Origin of the sequence: Actinokineospora auranticolor (assembly GCF_041897805.1) — a bacterium.
Lineage (GTDB): Bacteria > Actinomycetota > Actinomycetes > Mycobacteriales > Pseudonocardiaceae > Actinokineospora > Actinokineospora auranticolor.
Genome location: NZ_CP154825.1, coordinates 6,445,099 through 6,461,489, shown reverse-complemented (window position 1 = coordinate 6,461,489; position 16,391 = coordinate 6,445,099). Strand labels below are relative to the sequence as shown.

At 72.6% G+C, this 16,391-nt stretch carries 18 protein-coding genes; 14 read left to right on the top strand and 4 right to left on the bottom strand.

Features of this window, described 5'->3' with window-relative positions; translation table 11 throughout:
- Positions 1-33: 33 nt before the first annotated feature.
- Entirely contained in the window at positions 34-2,154 is a 2,121-nt protein-coding gene (locus V5P93_RS28160; protein ID WP_104479497.1) for an elongation factor G-like protein EF-G2, read from the bottom strand.
- Positions 2,155-2,367: 213 nt separating this feature from the next.
- On the opposite strand from V5P93_RS28160, the gene pdxS reads away from it, so the two are divergent.
- Entirely contained in the window at positions 2,368-3,279 is a 912-nt protein-coding gene (gene pdxS / locus V5P93_RS28155; RefSeq protein ID WP_104479498.1) for a pyridoxal 5'-phosphate synthase lyase subunit PdxS, read from the top strand.
- Between the two features lie 75 nt (positions 3,280-3,354).
- On the opposite strand, the gene V5P93_RS28150 is transcribed toward pdxS, so the two are convergent.
- A complete protein-coding gene (locus V5P93_RS28150) occupies positions 3,355-3,912 on the bottom strand; it encodes a helix-turn-helix domain-containing protein (RefSeq protein WP_245931300.1) in 558 nt (185 codons plus the stop codon).
- A 76-nt stretch (positions 3,913-3,988) separates the two neighbouring features.
- On the opposite strand from V5P93_RS28150, the gene V5P93_RS28145 reads away from it, so the two are divergent.
- From V5P93_RS28145 to V5P93_RS28115, 7 genes are all read left to right on the top strand, one after another.
- The gene (locus tag V5P93_RS28145) at positions 3,989-4,669 is read left to right on the top strand and encodes an AzlC family ABC transporter permease (RefSeq protein WP_104479500.1); all 681 of its coding nucleotides are present in this window, start codon (positions 3,989-3,991) and stop codon (positions 4,667-4,669) included.
- Positions 4,666-4,986, top strand: a complete 321-nt coding sequence (locus tag V5P93_RS28140) for an AzlD domain-containing protein (RefSeq protein WP_245931301.1) — start codon at positions 4,666-4,668, stop codon at positions 4,984-4,986. The genes V5P93_RS28145 and V5P93_RS28140 overlap by 4 nt, the downstream gene beginning before the upstream one ends.
- A gap of 61 nt (positions 4,987-5,047) precedes the next feature.
- Positions 5,048-5,704, top strand: coding sequence for a pyridoxal 5'-phosphate synthase glutaminase subunit PdxT (gene pdxT, locus V5P93_RS28135; protein WP_104479501.1), 657 nt, complete (start codon positions 5,048-5,050; stop codon positions 5,702-5,704).
- 11 nt (positions 5,705-5,715) lie between these two features.
- Positions 5,716-6,465: a YebC/PmpR family DNA-binding transcriptional regulator gene (locus V5P93_RS28130; RefSeq protein WP_104479502.1), complete on the top strand. Its 750-nt coding sequence runs from the start codon at positions 5,716-5,718 to the stop codon at positions 6,463-6,465.
- A 116-nt stretch (positions 6,466-6,581) separates the two neighbouring features.
- Entirely contained in the window at positions 6,582-7,094 is a 513-nt protein-coding gene (locus V5P93_RS28125) for a DUF4262 domain-containing protein (RefSeq protein WP_104479503.1), read from the top strand.
- The gene (locus tag V5P93_RS28120; protein ID WP_104479504.1) at positions 7,091-7,552 is read left to right on the top strand and encodes a GNAT family N-acetyltransferase; all 462 of its coding nucleotides are present in this window, start codon (positions 7,091-7,093) and stop codon (positions 7,550-7,552) included. Before V5P93_RS28125 ends, V5P93_RS28120 begins: the two co-directional genes overlap by 4 nt.
- A 209-nt stretch (positions 7,553-7,761) precedes the next feature.
- A complete protein-coding gene (locus V5P93_RS28115; protein WP_219823985.1) occupies positions 7,762-8,703 on the top strand; it encodes an SGNH/GDSL hydrolase family protein in 942 nt (313 codons plus the stop codon).
- A gap of 49 nt (positions 8,704-8,752) precedes the next feature.
- Here the strand turns inward: V5P93_RS28115 and V5P93_RS28110 are convergent, their stop codons facing one another.
- On the bottom strand, positions 8,753-9,184 hold the full coding sequence (locus V5P93_RS28110) for a cupin domain-containing protein (RefSeq protein WP_104479505.1): 432 nt from the start codon (positions 9,182-9,184) through the stop codon (positions 8,753-8,755).
- A gap of 40 nt (positions 9,185-9,224) precedes the next feature.
- Entirely contained in the window at positions 9,225-9,659 is a 435-nt protein-coding gene (locus V5P93_RS28105) for a cupin domain-containing protein (protein WP_104479506.1), read from the bottom strand.
- 81 nt (positions 9,660-9,740) lie between these two features.
- On the opposite strand from V5P93_RS28105, the gene V5P93_RS28100 reads away from it, so the two are divergent.
- The 6 genes from V5P93_RS28100 (at position 9,741) to secD (ending at position 16,391) form a co-directional block, all read left to right on the top strand.
- Complete coding sequence (locus V5P93_RS28100) at positions 9,741-11,462, top strand: metallophosphoesterase (RefSeq protein WP_104479507.1); 1,722 nt, start codon at positions 9,741-9,743, stop codon at positions 11,460-11,462.
- Positions 11,463-11,531: 69 nt separating this feature from the next.
- The gene (gene ruvC / locus V5P93_RS28095; protein ID WP_104479508.1) at positions 11,532-12,116 is read left to right on the top strand and encodes a crossover junction endodeoxyribonuclease RuvC; all 585 of its coding nucleotides are present in this window, start codon (positions 11,532-11,534) and stop codon (positions 12,114-12,116) included.
- On the top strand, positions 12,113-12,709 hold the full coding sequence (ruvA, locus tag V5P93_RS28090; RefSeq protein WP_104479509.1) for a Holliday junction branch migration protein RuvA: 597 nt from the start codon (positions 12,113-12,115) through the stop codon (positions 12,707-12,709). The genes ruvC and ruvA overlap by 4 nt, the downstream gene beginning before the upstream one ends.
- Positions 12,709-13,761 carry a Holliday junction branch migration DNA helicase RuvB gene (gene ruvB, locus V5P93_RS28085; RefSeq protein ID WP_104479510.1) on the top strand — a complete coding sequence of 351 codons (1,053 nt, stop codon included), beginning with the start codon at positions 12,709-12,711 and terminating at the stop codon, positions 13,759-13,761. Before ruvA ends, ruvB begins: the two co-directional genes overlap by 1 nt.
- Before the next feature lie 161 nt (positions 13,762-13,922).
- Entirely contained in the window at positions 13,923-14,288 is a 366-nt protein-coding gene (yajC, locus tag V5P93_RS28080) for a preprotein translocase subunit YajC (protein WP_104479511.1), read from the top strand.
- Between the two features lie 234 nt (positions 14,289-14,522).
- Complete coding sequence (gene secD, locus V5P93_RS28075) at positions 14,523-16,391, top strand: protein translocase subunit SecD (RefSeq protein ID WP_104479512.1); 1,869 nt, start codon at positions 14,523-14,525, stop codon at positions 16,389-16,391.

Here is a 16,391-nt window from a genome sequence, read left to right as displayed (position 1 = left end):
GGGTAGGAGCCACCGGCCGGGGTGGCTCCACGCTCACGCGTACTGGCCCGCCATGGCCGCGGGCATCGGGTCGAACCTCGAGAACTCGCGGCTGAAGGTGCCCGAGCCCGACGTCAGCGACCGCAGGTCGATGGCGTACCGCAGCAGCGCCACCGACGGGACCTCCGCCTGCACCACCGTGTACCCGTCGTCGGCCGCCGACGTCCCCAGGACCCGGCCGCGCCGGGCGGAGAGGTCGCCGAGGACGGAGCCCAGGTGTTCGTCGCGCAGCCGCACCCGGATGTCGTCCACCGGCTCCAGCAGCGCGATCCGCCCCTTCTCCGCCGCGTCCCGCAGCGCCAGCGAGCCCGCCGTCTGGAAGGCCGCGTCCGAGGAGTCGACGCTGTGCGCCTTTCCGTCGACCAGGGTCACGCGGATGTCGACCACCGGGCGGCCGTTGCGCAGGCCCCGCTCCAGCTGCGCCCGCACGCCCTTCTCGACGCTGCCGATGAACTGGTGCGGCACCGCGCCGCCGACCACCCGGTCGACGAACTCGAAGCCCGCGCCGGTCGGCAGCGGCTCCACCTCGATGTCGCACACCGCGTACTGGCCGTGCCCGCCGGACTGCTTGACGTGCCGCCCGTGCCCGCGCGCCGGTTCGGCGAACGTCTCCCGCAGCGACACCCGGACCTCCTCGGTCTCCACCTCGGCGCCGCCCGCGCGCAGCCGGTCGAGCACGACGTCGGCGTGCGCCTCGCCCATGCACCACAGCACCAGCTGGTGGGTCTCGGCGTTGCGCTCCAGCCGCAGCGTCGGGTCGCCCGCCACGAGCCGGGACAGGTTGCGGCCCAGGGCGTCCTCGTCGCTGCGGGTCTTGGCGGTGACCGCGACCGGCAGCAGCGGCTCGGGCATGCTCCACGGCACCATGAGGATCGGGTCCTCCGGCGCGGACACGGTGTCGCCGGTCTCCGCCGAGCCGACCTTGGTCAGCGCGCACAGGTCGCCCGCCACGCAGTACGGCACCTCGCGCAGCGTCGCGCCGAGCGGGGAGTAGATGTGCGCGACGCGCTCGTCGGCGTCGTGGTCCTCGTGGCCGCGGTCGGCGAGGCCGTGGCCGGAGACGTGCACCGCGCGCTCGGGGCGCAGCGTCCCGGAGAACACCCGGACAAGTGACACCCGACCGACGTACGAGTCCACCGCCGTGCGCACCACCTCGGCGGCCAGCGGGCCGTCCGGGTCGGTGGTGATGGCCACCCGGGGCCTGCCCTGCGGGTCGGTGATCGCGGGCAGCGCGTGCTCCAGCGGCGACGGGAACGCCCGCGGCAGCGCGTCCAGCAGCTCGGCCAGGCCCAGCCCGGTCGTCGCGCACACCGGGAAGACCGGGTGGAAGGAGCCGCGGGCGACGGCCGTCTCCAGGTCGGCGATGATCGTCGCCGGGTCGATGGACTCACCCGCGAGGTAGCGGTCCATCAGGGACTCGTCCTCGCTCTCGGCGATGATCCCCTCCAGCAGCGCGTCGCGGGCGTCAGCGGTCGCCGCCAGGTCGGCCGCGCTCGCCTCGGACACGACCGGCTGACCCTCGGGCGAGTGGTCGAACCGGCGCTGCGTGATGAGCCCGATCAGCCCCGCGCCGTCGGCGGTCGGCAGGTAGACGGGCAGCACTCCCGCGCCGAAGGCGTCCTGGCAGGCGGCCAGCTCGGCGGCGAAGTCGGCGCGCGCGTGGTCGAGCCGGGCGATCACCAGCGCCCGCGGCATCCCGACGGCGGCGCACTCGGCCCACAGCGCGGTCGTGGCCGCGTCCACGCCCTCGGCGGCGCAGACCACGAACAGCGCGGCGTCGGCGGCGCGCAGGCCCGCGCGCAGCTCGCCGACGAAATCGGCGTACCCGGGGGTGTCGATCAGGTTCACCTTCACCCCGTCGTGCACCAGCGGCGCGACCGACAGGCCCACGGAGCGCTGCTGGCGCACCGCCGCCGGGTCGTGGTCGCACACCGTGGTGCCCTCGGTGACCGAGCCCGCCCGGCTCAGCACCCCCGAGGCGGTCAGCAGCGCCTCGGTGAGGGTCGTCTTGCCGGACCCGGACGGCCCGACCAGCACGATGTTGCGGACTTTGCCCGGGTCGCTGGCCGCGACACCGGACTCGGTTTGACCGTTCTCGGAGTTCTTGGACCCCATGGCGCCCCACCTCCACTCGGTCGGGAAGCCGCCGGGGCTCCCCATCGGCGTTGTGTCCGATCTCACACCGATATCCGGGCGGGGACAACCCCAGCGCCGAAGTGGCCTTGCGAGATAGGCCCCGATTGGCCACCTTCACCGGGCCAGTTGAGTCGTAACCTGAGGTCAGCGGTTTTCCGGCCGCCGAGCCCGACACCCGAAAGGTCGCATGCCGTGACTGATGCGCAGTCCACTCCCGCCGTCCCCGAGACCGGCACCAACCGGGTCAAGCGCGGCATGGCAGAGATGCTCAAGGGCGGCGTGATCATGGACGTGGTCGACGCCGAGCAGGCCAAGATCGCCGAGGACGCGGGCGCGGTCGCGGTCATGGCGCTGGAGCGCGTGCCCGCCGACATCCGCGCGCAGGGCGGCGTCGCCCGGATGAGCGACCCCGACCTGATCGACGGGATCATCGCCGCGGTGTCCATCCCGGTCATGGCGAAGGCGCGCATCGGCCACTTCGTCGAGGCCCAGGTGCTGCAGTCGCTCGGCGTGGACTACATCGACGAGTCCGAGGTCCTGACCCCGGCCGACTACACCAACCACATCGACAAGTGGGCGTTCACCGTCCCCTTCGTCTGCGGCGCCACCAACCTGGGCGAGGCCCTGCGCCGGATCACCGAGGGCGCGGCCATGATCCGCTCCAAGGGCGAGGCGGGCACCGGCGACGTCTCCAACGCCACCACCCACATGCGCAAGATCCGCGGCGAACTCCGCAGGCTGTCGTCGCTGCCGGAGGACGAGCTGTACGTGGCGGCCAAGGAGCTGCAGGCCCCGTACGAGCTGGTCGCGGAGGTCGCGCGGACCGGCAAGCTGCCGGTCGTGCTGTTCACCGCGGGCGGCATCGCCACCCCGGCGGACGCGGCGATGATGATGCAGCTGGGCGCCGAGGGCGTGTTCGTCGGCTCCGGCATCTTCAAGTCGGGCAACCCCGCGCAGCGCGCCGAGGCCATCGTCAAGGCCACCACCTTCCACGACGACCCGGACGTCATCGCCAAGGTGAGCCGCGGTCTGGGTGAGGCCATGGTCGGCATCAACGTCGAGGACGTCCCCGAACCCCACCGCCTCGCCGAGCGCGGCTGGTAGTCGGGACGCGCCGGGGGTGCGCTCGATCGGGCTGTCCGGCCCCCGCCGACACCCGATCGAGCGCCGCCCGTCGACCTACACGTGCTCGGAGATCAGGCACGCCGAGGTACCCGGCACCAGCGCCTCGAAGATGTGCGGCAGGTCCCCGGGGTAGGAGATGTAGTCCCCGGGGGTCAGCCGCACCGGGTCCTCGGTGGGCCCGATCAACGCCTCCCCCGAGCACAGCACCACGTGCTCCACGACCCCCGGCGAGTGCGGCAGCGACTCCCGCTTCCCGCCCGGCTCGGCGGTGATCAGGTAGATGTCCCGCCGCGCGTGCGGCGGGCACGACGCCAGCAGCGTCGCCACGTACTCGGCGTGCTCCGAATACACCGCGGGCCCCTCACCCGCCCGGATCACCTGAACCCGCGGCCGCGGCGGCTCGACCAACCTGCTGAACGGCACGTCCAACGCCACGCTCAGCGCCCACAGCGTCTCCACGCTCGGGTTCCCCGACGCCGACTCCAACTGCGACAGCGTCGACTTGGCCACCCCGGCCCTCTTCGCCAACTCGCTCAGCGACAGACCCACCCGCTCGCGCTCCCGCCGCAACGACCGCGCGATGACGTCAAGGGGCGCTCCACGGTGTTCCACCCACACACTCCGTTCGCTATGTCGAACACAACGTTCGCGTTGACGAACGCTCCCGGGGCGTTCATCATACTGGACTATGCGTTCGATATGGCGAACCCTGGATGCCGAGCTCTGGCGGGGCGTGCTGGCCATCGCCGTCGCGGCGGCGGTCAACGGCGCGTCCTTCGGTGCCATCGCGGTCTCGGCGGGGTTCCCGCTGTGGGTGCCGGTGGTGATGTCCCTGCTGGTCTTCGCGGGCGGGTCGCAGTACCTGGTGGTCGGTGTGGTCGCCGCCGGCGGCAGCCCGATCGCGGCGGTGCTGGGCGGGCTCGTCCTCAACGCCCGGCACCTGCCGTTCGGCCTCGCGGTCGGCGACGTCGTCGGCCGGGGCTGGGCGGCCCGGCTGCTGGGCAGCCACCTCATGATCGACGAGTCGGTGGCCTACGCCATGGCCCAGCGCGACGCGACCCGGGCCAGGGCCGCGTACTGGGCCTGCGGCGCCGCGCTGTTCGCGGCCTGGAACCTGGGCGTGCTCGGTGGCTCGCTGGCGGGCACCCTGGTCGACGACCCGAGCACCCTCGGCCTCGACGCGGTCTTCCCCGCGGTCATGCTGGCCTTGGTGCTCCCCGCGCTCAAGGACCGGGCCAAGCTCCTCCCGGCCCTGCTCGGCGCCGCCGTCGCCCTGGCCGCCACCCCGTTCCTGCCCGCGGGCGTGCCGGTGCTGCTCGCCCTGGTCGGCCTGGTGGCCGTGCCCCGCACGCAGGCGTTGACCGCGTGACCGGGAACCTGACGCTCGTGCCGATCCTGGTGCTCGCCGCGGGCACCTTCGCCTTCCGCTTCGGCGGCACCCTGCTGCGCGACCGCGTCCGGATGCCCGAGCGGGTCCGCGACCTGCTCGGTACCGGCGCCATCGTGCTGCTCGTGGCGCTCATCGCCACCAGCGCGCTGACCAGGGGACCCGCCTTCGCGGGCTGGGCGCTGCCCGCGGGCGTGCTGGTCGGCGGACTGCTCGCCTGGCGCAAGGCACCGTGCGTGGTCGTGGTCATCGCCGCGGCGGCGGCCACCGCACTGCTACGCCTGGCCGGGGTGGCCTGACCCGAGCCCCGACCAGGCCGACTAGGCTGGTTGATCGGGTCGTGAACAGGAGGACGTGCCCGTGTCGGACGCTCGACCGCTCATCGGAGTGCTGGCCCTGCAGGGGGACGTGCGCGAGCACGTCGCCGCCCTGGAGGCCGGTGGCGCCCGCGCGCTGACCGTGCGCCGGGAGTCGGAGCTGTCCGCTGTGGACGGGCTGGTGCTGCCCGGCGGGGAGTCCACCACCATGTCCCGGCTGCTCGAGACCTTCGAGCTGCTGGCCCCGCTGCGCGCCCGGATCGCCGACGGCATGCCCACCTACGGCTCGTGCGCGGGCATGATCCTGCTCGCCGAGAAGGTCCTCGACGGCAGGCCCGACCAGCACCAGCTCGGCGGCCTCGACGTCATCGTCCGGCGCAACGCCTTCGGCAGGCAGGTGGACTCCTTCGAGGAGGACGTCGACTTCGACGGCGTCGACGGCGGCCCGCTGCACGCGGTGTTCATCCGCGCGCCGTGGGTCGAGTCGTCCTCGCCGCGGGTCACCGTGCTGGCCAGGGTGCCCGAGACACCGGCCGCCGGGGCCGCCGCCGGTAGGATCGTGGCCGTCCGGCAGGGCACCGTGCTGGCCACCGCGTTCCACCCGGAACTCACCGGCGACGCGCGCGTGCACCGCCTGTTCGTCGACATCGTGAACCGCAACGGTGACGGCGAGCGCAAGACAACCGACTCGCAAGGCTGACGGAGGACCAGATGAGCGGCCATTCCAAGTGGGCGACGACCAAGCACAAGAAGGCCGCCCTCGACGCCAAGCGTGGCAAGCTCTTCGCGAAGCTGATCAAGAACGTCGAGGTCGCCGCGCGCACCGGCGGCGGTGACCCGGACGGCAACCCCACGCTCTACGACGCCATCCAGAAGGCGAAGAAGAACTCCGTCCCGCTCGACAACATCGAGCGCGCCCGCAAGCGCGGCGGCGGCGAGGAGGCGGGCGGCGCCGACTGGCAGACGATCATGTACGAGGGCTACGGGGCCAACGGCGTCGCGGTGCTCATCGAGTGCCTCACCGACAACCGCAACCGGGCCGCGGGCGAGGTCCGCACCGCCATGACCCGCAACGGCGGCAACATGGCCGACCCGGGCTCGGTCGCGTACATGTTCAACCGCAAGGGCGTCGTGATCCTGCCCAAGAACGGCCTCACCGAGGACGACGTGCTCGGCGCGGTGCTCGACGCGGGCGCCGAAGAGGTCAACGACCTCGGCGACAGCTACGAGATCGTCTCCGAGGCCACCGACCTGGTCGCGGTCCGCACGGCCCTGCAGGGCGCGGGCTACGACTACGAGTCCGCCGACGCCAGCTTCCTCCCGTCGGTCACCGTCGCCCTCGACGCCGACGGCGCCCGCAAGATCTTCAAGCTGATCGACGCGCTCGAAGACTGCGACGACGTGCAGAATGTCTACGCGAACTTCGATGTGTCCGACGACGTCATGGCCGAGGTCGGCTGATGTTCTCGGGACGCACGGTGTTCCACTACGCGTCTGCCAGATGATTTCCCGGCCCGGGCGCGTCCACACGCGCCCGGGCCGTTCCCTTTCGGTCCCCACCGAACCAGGAGCCGCCCATGTCCCTGGACGAGATCACCGAGGAGCAGGCGGCGCTGCGCCAGTGGCTGCTGCGCACCGCCGACGAGGACGGCCACGCGGTCGTCGAGGTCCCCGGCGACGAGCACGGCGCCCCGTACGCGTTCTCCGTCGGCGCCTGGCGCCGCTTCGGCGCACCGGAGGCCGTGGTCATCGGCCTGCCCGTGAACATGCTCAAACCGCTCATCGACGCCTACGTGGCCCGCGCGGCGGCGGGGGAGCGGTTCTTCCCCGGCCTGCCCTACCTCGACTTCTTCGAGGGCACCCCGGTAGTCGTCGAGCGCGTGCACCGCGACCACTACGCCGAGTTCCTGGGCAGCGCGTTCCTGCTGTACCCGTCGGGCCAGTTCCCCGCGCTGCAACTGATCGTCGCCACCCCCGACGGCGACTTCCCGTGGAGCCGCCGCGCCCCAGAGGGCTTCGCCGAGTGGCAGCCGGTGCTCACCGCCAGCGGCCTGCCCGAGAGCTGGCGCCCCGGCATCGACGGCCCGTGACCATCCGCGTCGCGCCCCTCACCGCCGCAGACGTCGGCGAGGCGCTCACCGTCCAGCGCGCCGCCTACGTCACCGAGGCCCAGCGCTACACCCAGCCGTTCATCCCGCCGCTGGTGGAGACGGTCGAGCAGTTCCGCGCCGACCTGGCCGTCGCCGTCGGCGCCTGGTCGGGCACCCGGCTCGTCGGCAGCGTCCGCGGCCGGGTCGACGGCACCCGCATGGAGATCGCCCGCTTCTCCGTCGCCCCGGACCAGCAGGGAACCGGCGTCGGCCGCGCCCTGCTGGCCGCCGTCGAGGCCGCCGCCCCGCCCGAGGTCGACACGTTCTGGTTGATCACCGGCGCCGACAGCCACGACAACCAGCGCCTCTACCGCAAGGCGGGCTACGAGCCCTCCGGCGACCACGTCGACAAGGTCGGCATCCGCCTCGTCGTCATGGCGAAGCCCCGCCGGGCGTGAACTCGTCCACCCCCGGGGTGGTCGATGCGGCATCGGGTGAATCGGTCCGCACGCGGTGGGGTGGACACGGTCCTCTAACGGGTTGGTCGCCGTTTTCCGCGCGGTGCGCGGAGATACCTCGGAGGCGTCCACCGCGAGCTGTCCACAGTGGAGTGGCCGGGTGGGTCGACCGATTCCCGTCCAATGGAGGATCCATAGCACGCGCCAGCGTGGTCGTTCTGGTCTCGACAGCCGCCATCGCCGCGAGCACCCTCGCACCAGCCGCCGAGGCCGAACCCGCCGCGTCCCACCAGTGGGTCGCGCTGGGCGACTCGTACACGGCCGGGGTGATCAAGGCCGCGGGCGACGTCTACGAGGTCCCCCGGGACGGCTGTGAGCGCACCGACCAGTCGTACCCCCAGCTCATCGACCGCGACCTCGGCTCGCTGTTCGACCTGATCAACGTCAGTTGCGGTGCCGCGACCGTCGAGGAGGTCACCTTCCGGGCGCAGGAGCCGCGGGGGTACCACTTCCCGCCCGCCTTCGAAGACCCGGATTACCCGTTCCCCGCGGTGCCGCCGCAGTCCGCCGCGATGGGCCCCGGCACCGACGTGGTCACCGTCGGCGTGAGCGGCAACACCGCCGGGTTCGCCGAGATCCTCGCCCGGTGCCTGCCGCTGGGCGGGGAGTCGGGTGGCGAGGGCACCCCGTGCAAGGACGAGTTGGCCGAGGGCATCCCGGACCGGCTGAACAAGGTGAGCGGGGACTACGACGAGATGCTCACCGTGCTGCACGAACGCGCCCCGGACGCGAAGATCCTCGCCGTCGGCTATCCCACGGTCGTCCCCGAGGACACCACCAAGTGCGAGTACAACAACCAGGAGCAGTTCGGTTCGATCGCGCCGGGCGACCTGGAGTGGCTGCGCACGGGCGTCCTGGAACCCCTCAACAAGGTCATCGAGGACACGGCGGGCAAGCACGATTCCGCCCGGTTCGTCGACCTCTACGACTCCTCGCGCGACCACAGCGTCTGCGACGCCGCCAAGTGGGTCGACGGCATCTTCACCAGGGCCCTCGACCAGCCCGCCCTCGTGCACCCCAACGCCCGCGGCCACCGCAACGCCGCCGACCACGTGGCGATGGCGATGCTCGAGGCGCTCGACATCGGCTGACCCGCGCCGGGCACGCGTCGACCCGTGGCGGGCACGGGTCGACGCGTCGTCATGGCGTGCGCAGCAGTCGCGCCAGGTCAGGCTGGTCGCGGACCAGCTCGGCCGTCCCGGGTTCCACGACGGCGCCCGCGAACGGCGGCACCACCACCGTCCCGATCAACGACCACGACCCGGTCTCCGACGCCCGCCACGCCCCCGAGGGGATCACCAGCTGCGGTCGTTCACCCGCCCGCAGGTCCGGTCCGAGCCGCACCGCCCGATAGCCAACGGGGTCCAGCAGGTGCACCGTCAGTGCCGCCCCCGCGTGGTGGACGTACAGCTCGTCGCGGTCCACGCGGTGCCAGCTCGAGTACGCGGGCGCCGCCAGCAGGTAGTAGATGGCGGAGAAGCTCTCCCCGACCCACGAGTCGGTGAAGTACTGGCCCGCCAACGGCAGCGGGCTCAACCCCAACAGCTCGACCACTTCGCGCGCTTCGGTCACCGCGCAAGGGATACGGGACGCCGCCAAAGCCGGGCTGAGGTCAGGGCGCGGCGGGCAGCAGCCTGGCCAGCTCCGGCCGGTCCGCGACCAGCGACGGCGTCCCGAACTCCACGCACTCGTCGGTGTACGGCGGCACCACGACCGTCCCCACCAGCGACCACGCCGCGGTCTCCGACGCCTGCCAGGTCCCCGCGGGTACCACCAGCTGCGGCCGCTCACCCGCGCGCAGATCCGTCCCCAGCCGCGCCGACCGGTACCCACCTGGCCCCAGGAGGTGCACGGTCAACGCCGACCCGGCGTGGAAGGCGTACACCTCGTCCCGGTCCAGTCGGTGCCACGCCGAGTATCCCGGCGCCGCAAGCAGGTAGTAGATCGACGAAAAGTGATCACCGCCCCACGTTTCGGTGAAATAGCCGCCCTCGACCGGCAACGGGCGCAGCCCCAACCGCTCGATGATGTCACTCGCCTCGGTCATCCCAACCCCCATCAAGGTCAATCTCCGCCACCGAACGCGCACGGGCGGATACGATCATGGATACCGCGACCAGAGGAGGGGATGACAGTGCCCCGACCCCGCCCAGCCGATCTCTCCGCGCGCGAAGTCGGTTTCCAGCGCCGGGAAGCGGTCCGGTGGCTGGCACCCGGCGTGCTCGTCACCACCGGCCTCCAGTCGGTGATCGCCGCCATCTTCGGCTCCTACGCCGACAAGCGCGAACTCCAGGGCAGCCTCGACGCCGACCTGCACGACCACGGCGACGGCACCGAGCTGTGGTTCGACTTCGTCGCCGACCTCGGCGACGGCTTCGACGCCACCTACTCCGTCGCGTCCCTGCTCGCCGCCGACCACCTCGACGTCGACGGCCACCGCTTACCCCGGGGCGGTCTGCTGGTGATGGGCGGCGACGAGGTCTACCCCTCGGCCTCCACCAGCGCGTACGAGGACCGCTCCAAAGGCGTCTACCGGGCCGCGTTCCCCGCCGTCGAGGGGGAGCCGCCCGCCCTCTACGCCCTCCCCGGCAACCACGACTGGTACGACGGCCTCACCGCCTTCCTGCGCGTCTTCGCCCAGCAGCGCTCTTTCGGTGGTTGGCAGACCGCGCAAGCCCGGTCGTATTTCGCCATTCGGCTCCCCAACCGCTGGTGGCTGCTGGCAATCGACACCCAATTCGACGACTACGTCGACGCCCCGCAGCTGGAGTACTTCCGCCGCGCGACAGCGGAAATGGCCGCGGGCGACGCCGTCATCCTGTGCACGTCCAAGCCCGCCTGGGTCGCCGCCGGATCCGGCGGCGAGACCAAGGGCTACGACACGATCGAGTTCTTCGACCGCGAGATCGTCCGCGCCAAAGGCGCCGAGACCCGCGTGATGCTCTCCGGCGACAAGCACCACTACGCCCGCTTCGCCGAACGCGACGGCACCGGCCGCCAACGCGTCACCTGCGGCCTCGGCGGCGCCTACCTCGCCGCCACCCACCGGCTCCCCGAGACCCTCTGCCTGCCGCCCGCCGAGTCCCGCGTCCGCGAGCCGTCCCCACCCGCCTTCTACGACCTCGAAACCCGCTACCCGGACCGGGACACCTCCCGGCGCCTGGCCGCCGGGATCACCGCCCTCCCTTGGCGCAACCGCACCTTCTGGGCGCTCACCGGCGCCTTCCAGACCGTCATGACCCTCGCGGTCCTCTACGGCATCGTGCAGACCGACATCGGCGCCCGGGGCTTCTTCGGGCTCCTCGGCAGCTGGGCGCCCGCCGCGATCATCGGCGTGGTCCTCGTCGTCGCGGGCACCACGTTCGCCCGCATGGGCGGCAAAACCAAGCCCGCCGCCGCCCGGTTCGCGGGCGTGCTGCACGCGTTCGCGCACATCGGGCTCAGCGTCGGCTGGTCGTTCCTCGTAGTAGCGCTGTACAAGCACGCCCTGCCCGACGGCGCCGGCCAGGACTGGGCCACGCTCGCCGTCGTCGGCCTGGGCACACCGGTCGTGATCGGGTTCGTCGACGCCGAGATCGTCGCGATCTACCTCCTCCTGGCCAGCCGCGCGAACATCAACCTCAACGAGGTCATGGCCGGGCAGAGCATCGAGGACTACAAGGGCTTCCTGCGCCTGCGCATCGCGGCCAACGGCGACCTCACCATCCACCCCGTGCGCCTCGACCGCGTCTGCCGCGACTGGCGGGCCCAACCCGCCGCCGACGCGACCGCGCCCTGGTTCGCTCCCGGCACCCCGCTGGCGCCCCACTTGATCGAACCGCCGATCACCGTGCCCCGCGTGTCGGGGTGATCGCGGACCGGTCCACCCCCTAGGCTCTCGAACGAGTGTTCACGAGCGAGCCGACCTGGAGCGATCACCGTGCGTGTGCTGGGCGTCGACCCCGGGCTGACCCGGCTCGGCATCGCCGTGGTCGACGGTGGCGCGGGCCGCGCGGTGCGCGCGGTCGCGGTCGACGTGGTGCGCACCCCGGCCGAGGACGTGCTGCCCGCCCGGCTGCTGCGCGTCGCGGACGCGGTGGAGGGCTGGCTCGACCGCCACCGACCCGAGGTCGTCGCCATCGAGCGGGTGTTCAGCCAGCACAACGTGCGCACCGCGATGGCCACCGCGCAGGCCGCGGGCGTGGTCGCCCTCGCCGCCGCCCGCCGCGACCTGCCGGTCATGTTCCACACCCCCAGCGAGGTCAAGGCCGCCGTCACCGGCTCCGGCCGGGCCGACAAGGCGCAGGTCGCGGCCATGGTGACCAGGCTGCTCGGGCTCGCCGAGGCGCCCAAACCCGCCGACGCCGCCGACGCCCTGGCCATCGCCATCTGCCACCTGTGGCGGGCGCCGGTGCGCAACCGGATGGCCGAGGCCGAGGCGAGGGCGGCGGAACTGGCCCGCAAGCACCGTGCGAGGCTGGCCGCCGCGGCGCGCGAGACCAAGAGCGGAACGGTGAACAGGTGATCTCCTCGGTGCGGGGCCAGGTGGCCTCGATCGGACTCGACCACGCCGTGGTCGAGGTCGGCGGTGTCGGTTTCGCCGTGCAGGCCACGCCGCACACCCTGGCCACCCTGCGGCGCGGCGAGCAGGCCGCGCTGGCCACCGCGCTCGTGGTCCGCGAGGACTCGCTCACCCTCTTCGGCTTCGCCGACACCGAGGCCCGCGACCTGTTCTGGCTGCTGCAGACCGTGTCCGGCATCGGCCCCCGGCTGGCCCTGGCCACCCTCGCCGTGCTCGAACCCGCGCAGCTGCGCGCCGCGCTCGCCGACGGCAACCTGACCGTGCTCACCCAGGTCCCCGGCATCGGCCGCAAGGGCGCCGAGCGGCTGTGCATCGAGCTGCGCGACAAGGTCGGCGCGCTGCCCGCCGGTGCCGAGTCCCCGGTCGCGCCCGCCGCGGGCGCGGTCCGCGGCTCGGTCGTCGAGGCCCTGGTCGGGCTCGGGTTCCCGGTCAAGCAGGCCGAGCAGACCGTCGACGGCGTGCTCGCCGCCGACGCGGGCGCCGACACCGCCGGCGTGCTGCGCCAGGCCCTGGCCACGCTCGGCCGCAAGCGCTGATGGACGAGCCCGAGGACGACTGGCGCGACCTGTCCCCGGTCGCCAACCCCGGCGAGCGCGACGACGAGTCCTCGCTGCGACCGCGCAGGCTGGCCGAGTTCGTCGGCCAACCCCGGGTCCGCGAGCAGCTGCAACTGGTCCTCGAAGGCGCCACCCGGCGCGGCGCGCCGCCGGACCACGTGCTGCTCTCCGGCCCGCCCGGGCTCGGCAAGACCAGCCTCGCCATGATCATCGCCGCCGAGTTGGGCAGGCCCATCCGGATCACCTCCGGCCCGGCGCTGGAGCGCGCGGGCGACCTGGCCGCGATGCTGTCGAACCTGGTCGACGGCGAGGTCATGTTCATCGACGAGATCCACCGCATCGCCCGCCCCGCCGAGGAGATGCTGTACCTCGCGATGGAGGACTTCCGGGTCGACGTGGTCGTCGGCAAGGGCCCCGGCGCCACCTCCATCCCGCTGGAGATCGCCCCGTTCACGCTGGTCGGCGCCACCACGCGCGCCGGCTCGCTCACCGGCCCGCTGCGCGACCGCTTCGGCTTCACCGCGCACATGGAGTTCTACGCCGCCGAGGACCTCGAACTCGTGCTGCGCCGCTCGGCCACCATCCTCGGCATCGACCTGCGCCCCGACGGCGCCGCCGAGATCGCGGGCCGCTCCCGGGGCACCCCGCGCATCGCCAACCGGCTGCTGCGCCGGGTCCGCGACTACGCCGAGGTCCGCGGCGACGGCTCCGTCGACCGGGAAACCGCGCGGGCCGCGCTGAAGGTCTACGACGTCGACGAACTCGGCCTCGACCGCCTCGACCGGGCCGTTCTCGACGCGCTCGTGCGCTCCTTCGGCGGCGGCCCGGTCGGCGTGGCGACGTTGGCGGTGGCCGTCGGGGAGGAAACGACTACCGTGGAAGAGGTGTGCGAGCCCTACCTCGTCCGCGCGGGCATGCTGGCCCGCACGCCGAGGGGCCGGGTCGCCACCGCGCTCGCGTGGTCCCACCTGGGGCTCACCGCCCCGACGGACGCACCGGGCCGGGCGGCACCTACGCTGTTCGAAGAGTGATCCCCGGTACCGCCCGCGGACGGGTCGGGCCCCACGGGCCCGGCGCGACCTGGCAGACTCGGTACTGACAAAGAAGAAGAATCGGACGTTTCGCACCGGGCGGAACGGCGCGACCTGGGCAGAACCCGTGCCGTCCCCGATTCCCCCGTGGATGGAGAGAAATGAACCAGGCGCTGCTCCCCCTGCTGCTCGTCGCCGTGCTGGCGATCCCGCTGGTCCTCGGCTCGCGCCGCCAGAAGAAGATGGTGGCGCAGCAGCAGGAACTCCAGAACTCGCTGACCGTCGGCGACCGCGTGATGACGACCTCCGGCCTCTACGGCACGGTCTCCGACATCTCCGACGACGCCACCATCGGCATCGAGATCGCCCCGGGCTACGAGACCACCTGGCTGCGCCAGGCGATCCGCGAGAAGGTCGGCCCGGACGTGATCGACGACGAGGACGACGACACCGATGAGGACGGCTCCGTCCTGACCGGTGAGCACGAGGCCATCCCGGCCGACAGCGACAGCAAGCCGAAGAACTGAGCACGATTCGAACAAGGTCTACGAAGATCGGCTCCAGGTGCCCCGCCTTCACGCTGAGCCCACGCCGGTGGGCGCAGCGTGAGCCGTGCAACACCGAGCTGACTTCGCAGGAGGTACGCTGCGCCCCCACCCGCGAGTTCGCTCCGGGTGTGGGCGCAGTGTCATGACCACCTATCGCGGCACGCACGAAGTGATCCGTGCGCGAGCCGCGCGAGCCGAGGAGACGGACCGACCGTGGCACCACCGGTTGGGCAGATCCGCCCAGGACGCTATCTGGCGTTCTTCGTAGCAATCGTCGCTGTCCTCTACGCCCTCGTGTTCGCCACCGGCGACCACAAGGCGACGCCCAAGCTGGGCATCGACCTGCAGGGCGGGACCAGGGTCGCGCTGACCGCGCGGACCGCGACCGGTGAGGCACCGTCCAAGGAATCGCTCGCCCTGTCCCGGGAGATCATCGAGACCCGGGTCAACCACACCGGTGTCGCGGGTGCCGAGGTCGTCCTCGACGGCAACAACATCGTGATCACCGTTCCCGGCGAGAACGGCGAGCGCGCCAAGGACCTCGGTCAGACCGCGCAGCTGCGCTTCCGCCCGGTGATCGGCGCGATCCCCGTCGGCGCGCAGGCGCAGCAGCAGACGCCGCCCGCCGACGGGTCCGTGCAGCCGTCCGGCACGCAGCCCACCTCCGGTGCCCCCGCCCCGCCCGCCACCTCGGCGCCCGCCGGGTCCGGCGCGCCCACCTCCGGCGCCCCGCAGGGCCGTCCGGCGCCCGCGCTGGCCCAGCAGCAGACCACCACGCCGTCGGCCCCGCCCGCCACCTCGGGCGCCCCGGCCACCTCGGCCCCCGCCGCGTCGGCCCCCGCTCCGGCACCGGCCACCGCGGACACCGCGTGCGGCAAGTACGGCGCGCTGCTCGCCGACCAGAAGGCCAAGCAGAGCGACGTCATCGCCGCCGCGCAGAAGTGCCGCCAGGACCCGAAGCTCGCGGGCAGCAAGGGCCCCGACGGCGCGGACGTCCCGGCCGACCAGGCGCTGCAGCAGGCCGCGCTGGCCACCCTGGACTGCGACCCGACCAAGAAGGACCCGCTGGTCGGCAACGACGACCCGAAGCTGCCGCTGGCCGCCTGCGACCAGGACGCCGGGGAGAAGTTCATCCTCGGCCCGTCCTTCCTCGAGGGCACCGAGATCAGCAACGCGGCCGCCAGCCCGGACCCGACCGGCGTCGGCTACGTGGTGACGCTGGACTTCAAGTCGGGCGGCTCCAAGACCTGGTCCGAGTACACCGCCTCGCACGTCAACGAGCGCGCCGCGTTCGTCCTCGACACCCAGGTCGTCTCCGCGCCCACCATCCAGGGCGTGATCACCGGCGCCACCCAGATCACCGGCGGCCAGGGCGGCTTCAAGCAGGCCGAGGCGCAGAAGCTGGCCCAGGTGCTCAAGTTCGGCTCGCTGCCGCTGTCGTTCGAGGCGTCCGAGGCCGAGACCGTGTCCGCGACGCTGGGCCTGGCCTCGCTGGAGGCCGGTCTGATCGCCGGTGGCATCGGCCTGCTGCTGGTGTTCCTCTACTGCCTGGTCTACTACCGGCTGCTCGGCTTGCAGATGATCCTGTCGCTGGTGCTCTCGGCGGTCGTGGTCTACGCGTTCCTGGTGCTGCTCGGCCGCTGGATCGGCTTCACCCTCGACCTCGCGGGCATCGCCGGGTTCATCGTCGCCATCGGCATCACCGCGGACTCGTTCGTGATCTTCTTCGAACGGCTCAAGGACGAGGTCCGCGAGGGCCGCACGTTCCGCTCCGCGGTGCCGCGGGCGTGGGTGCGGTCGCGGCGCACGATCCTGTCCGCCGACGCGGTCAGCTTCCTCGCCGCCGCCGTGCTCTACGTGCTCGCCGTCGGCCAGGTCCGCGGCTTCGCGTTCACCCTGGGCATGTCCACGGTCCTCGACCTCGTCGTGGTGTTCCTGGTGACCCACCCGCTGGTGGCGCTGTCGGCGAAGTCGAAGTTCCTGTCCCACCCGAAGTACTCCGGCCTCGGCTCCGTGCAGCGCCTGGCGGCCACCCAGCGCGCCGCGCGGGTCCCCGCGGGCACCGCCGCGAAGGAAGTGTGA

Bases quoted from the DNA above. Each gene is read 5' to 3' on its own strand.
- V5P93_RS28100 (WP_104479507.1), top strand. From the start codon at position 9,741: ATGACAGTGCCCCGACCCCGCCCAGCCGATCTCTCCGCGCGCGAAGTC.
- V5P93_RS28130 (WP_104479502.1), top strand. From the start codon at position 5,716: ATGAGCGGCCATTCCAAGTGGGCGACGACCAAGCACAAGAAGGCCGCC.
- V5P93_RS28160 (WP_104479497.1), bottom strand. From the start codon at position 2,154: ATGGGGTCCAAGAACTCCGAGAACGGTCAAACCGAGTCCGGTGTCGCG.
- yajC (WP_104479511.1), top strand. From the start codon at position 13,923: ATGAACCAGGCGCTGCTCCCCCTGCTGCTCGTCGCCGTGCTGGCGATC.
- V5P93_RS28145 (WP_104479500.1), top strand. From the start codon at position 3,989: ATGCGTTCGATATGGCGAACCCTGGATGCCGAGCTCTGGCGGGGCGTG.
- V5P93_RS28125 (WP_104479503.1), top strand. From the start codon at position 6,582: ATGTCCCTGGACGAGATCACCGAGGAGCAGGCGGCGCTGCGCCAGTGG.
- V5P93_RS28105 (WP_104479506.1), bottom strand. From the start codon at position 9,659: ATGACCGAGGCGAGTGACATCATCGAGCGGTTGGGGCTGCGCCCGTTG.
- ruvB (WP_104479510.1), top strand. From the start codon at position 12,709: ATGGACGAGCCCGAGGACGACTGGCGCGACCTGTCCCCGGTCGCCAAC.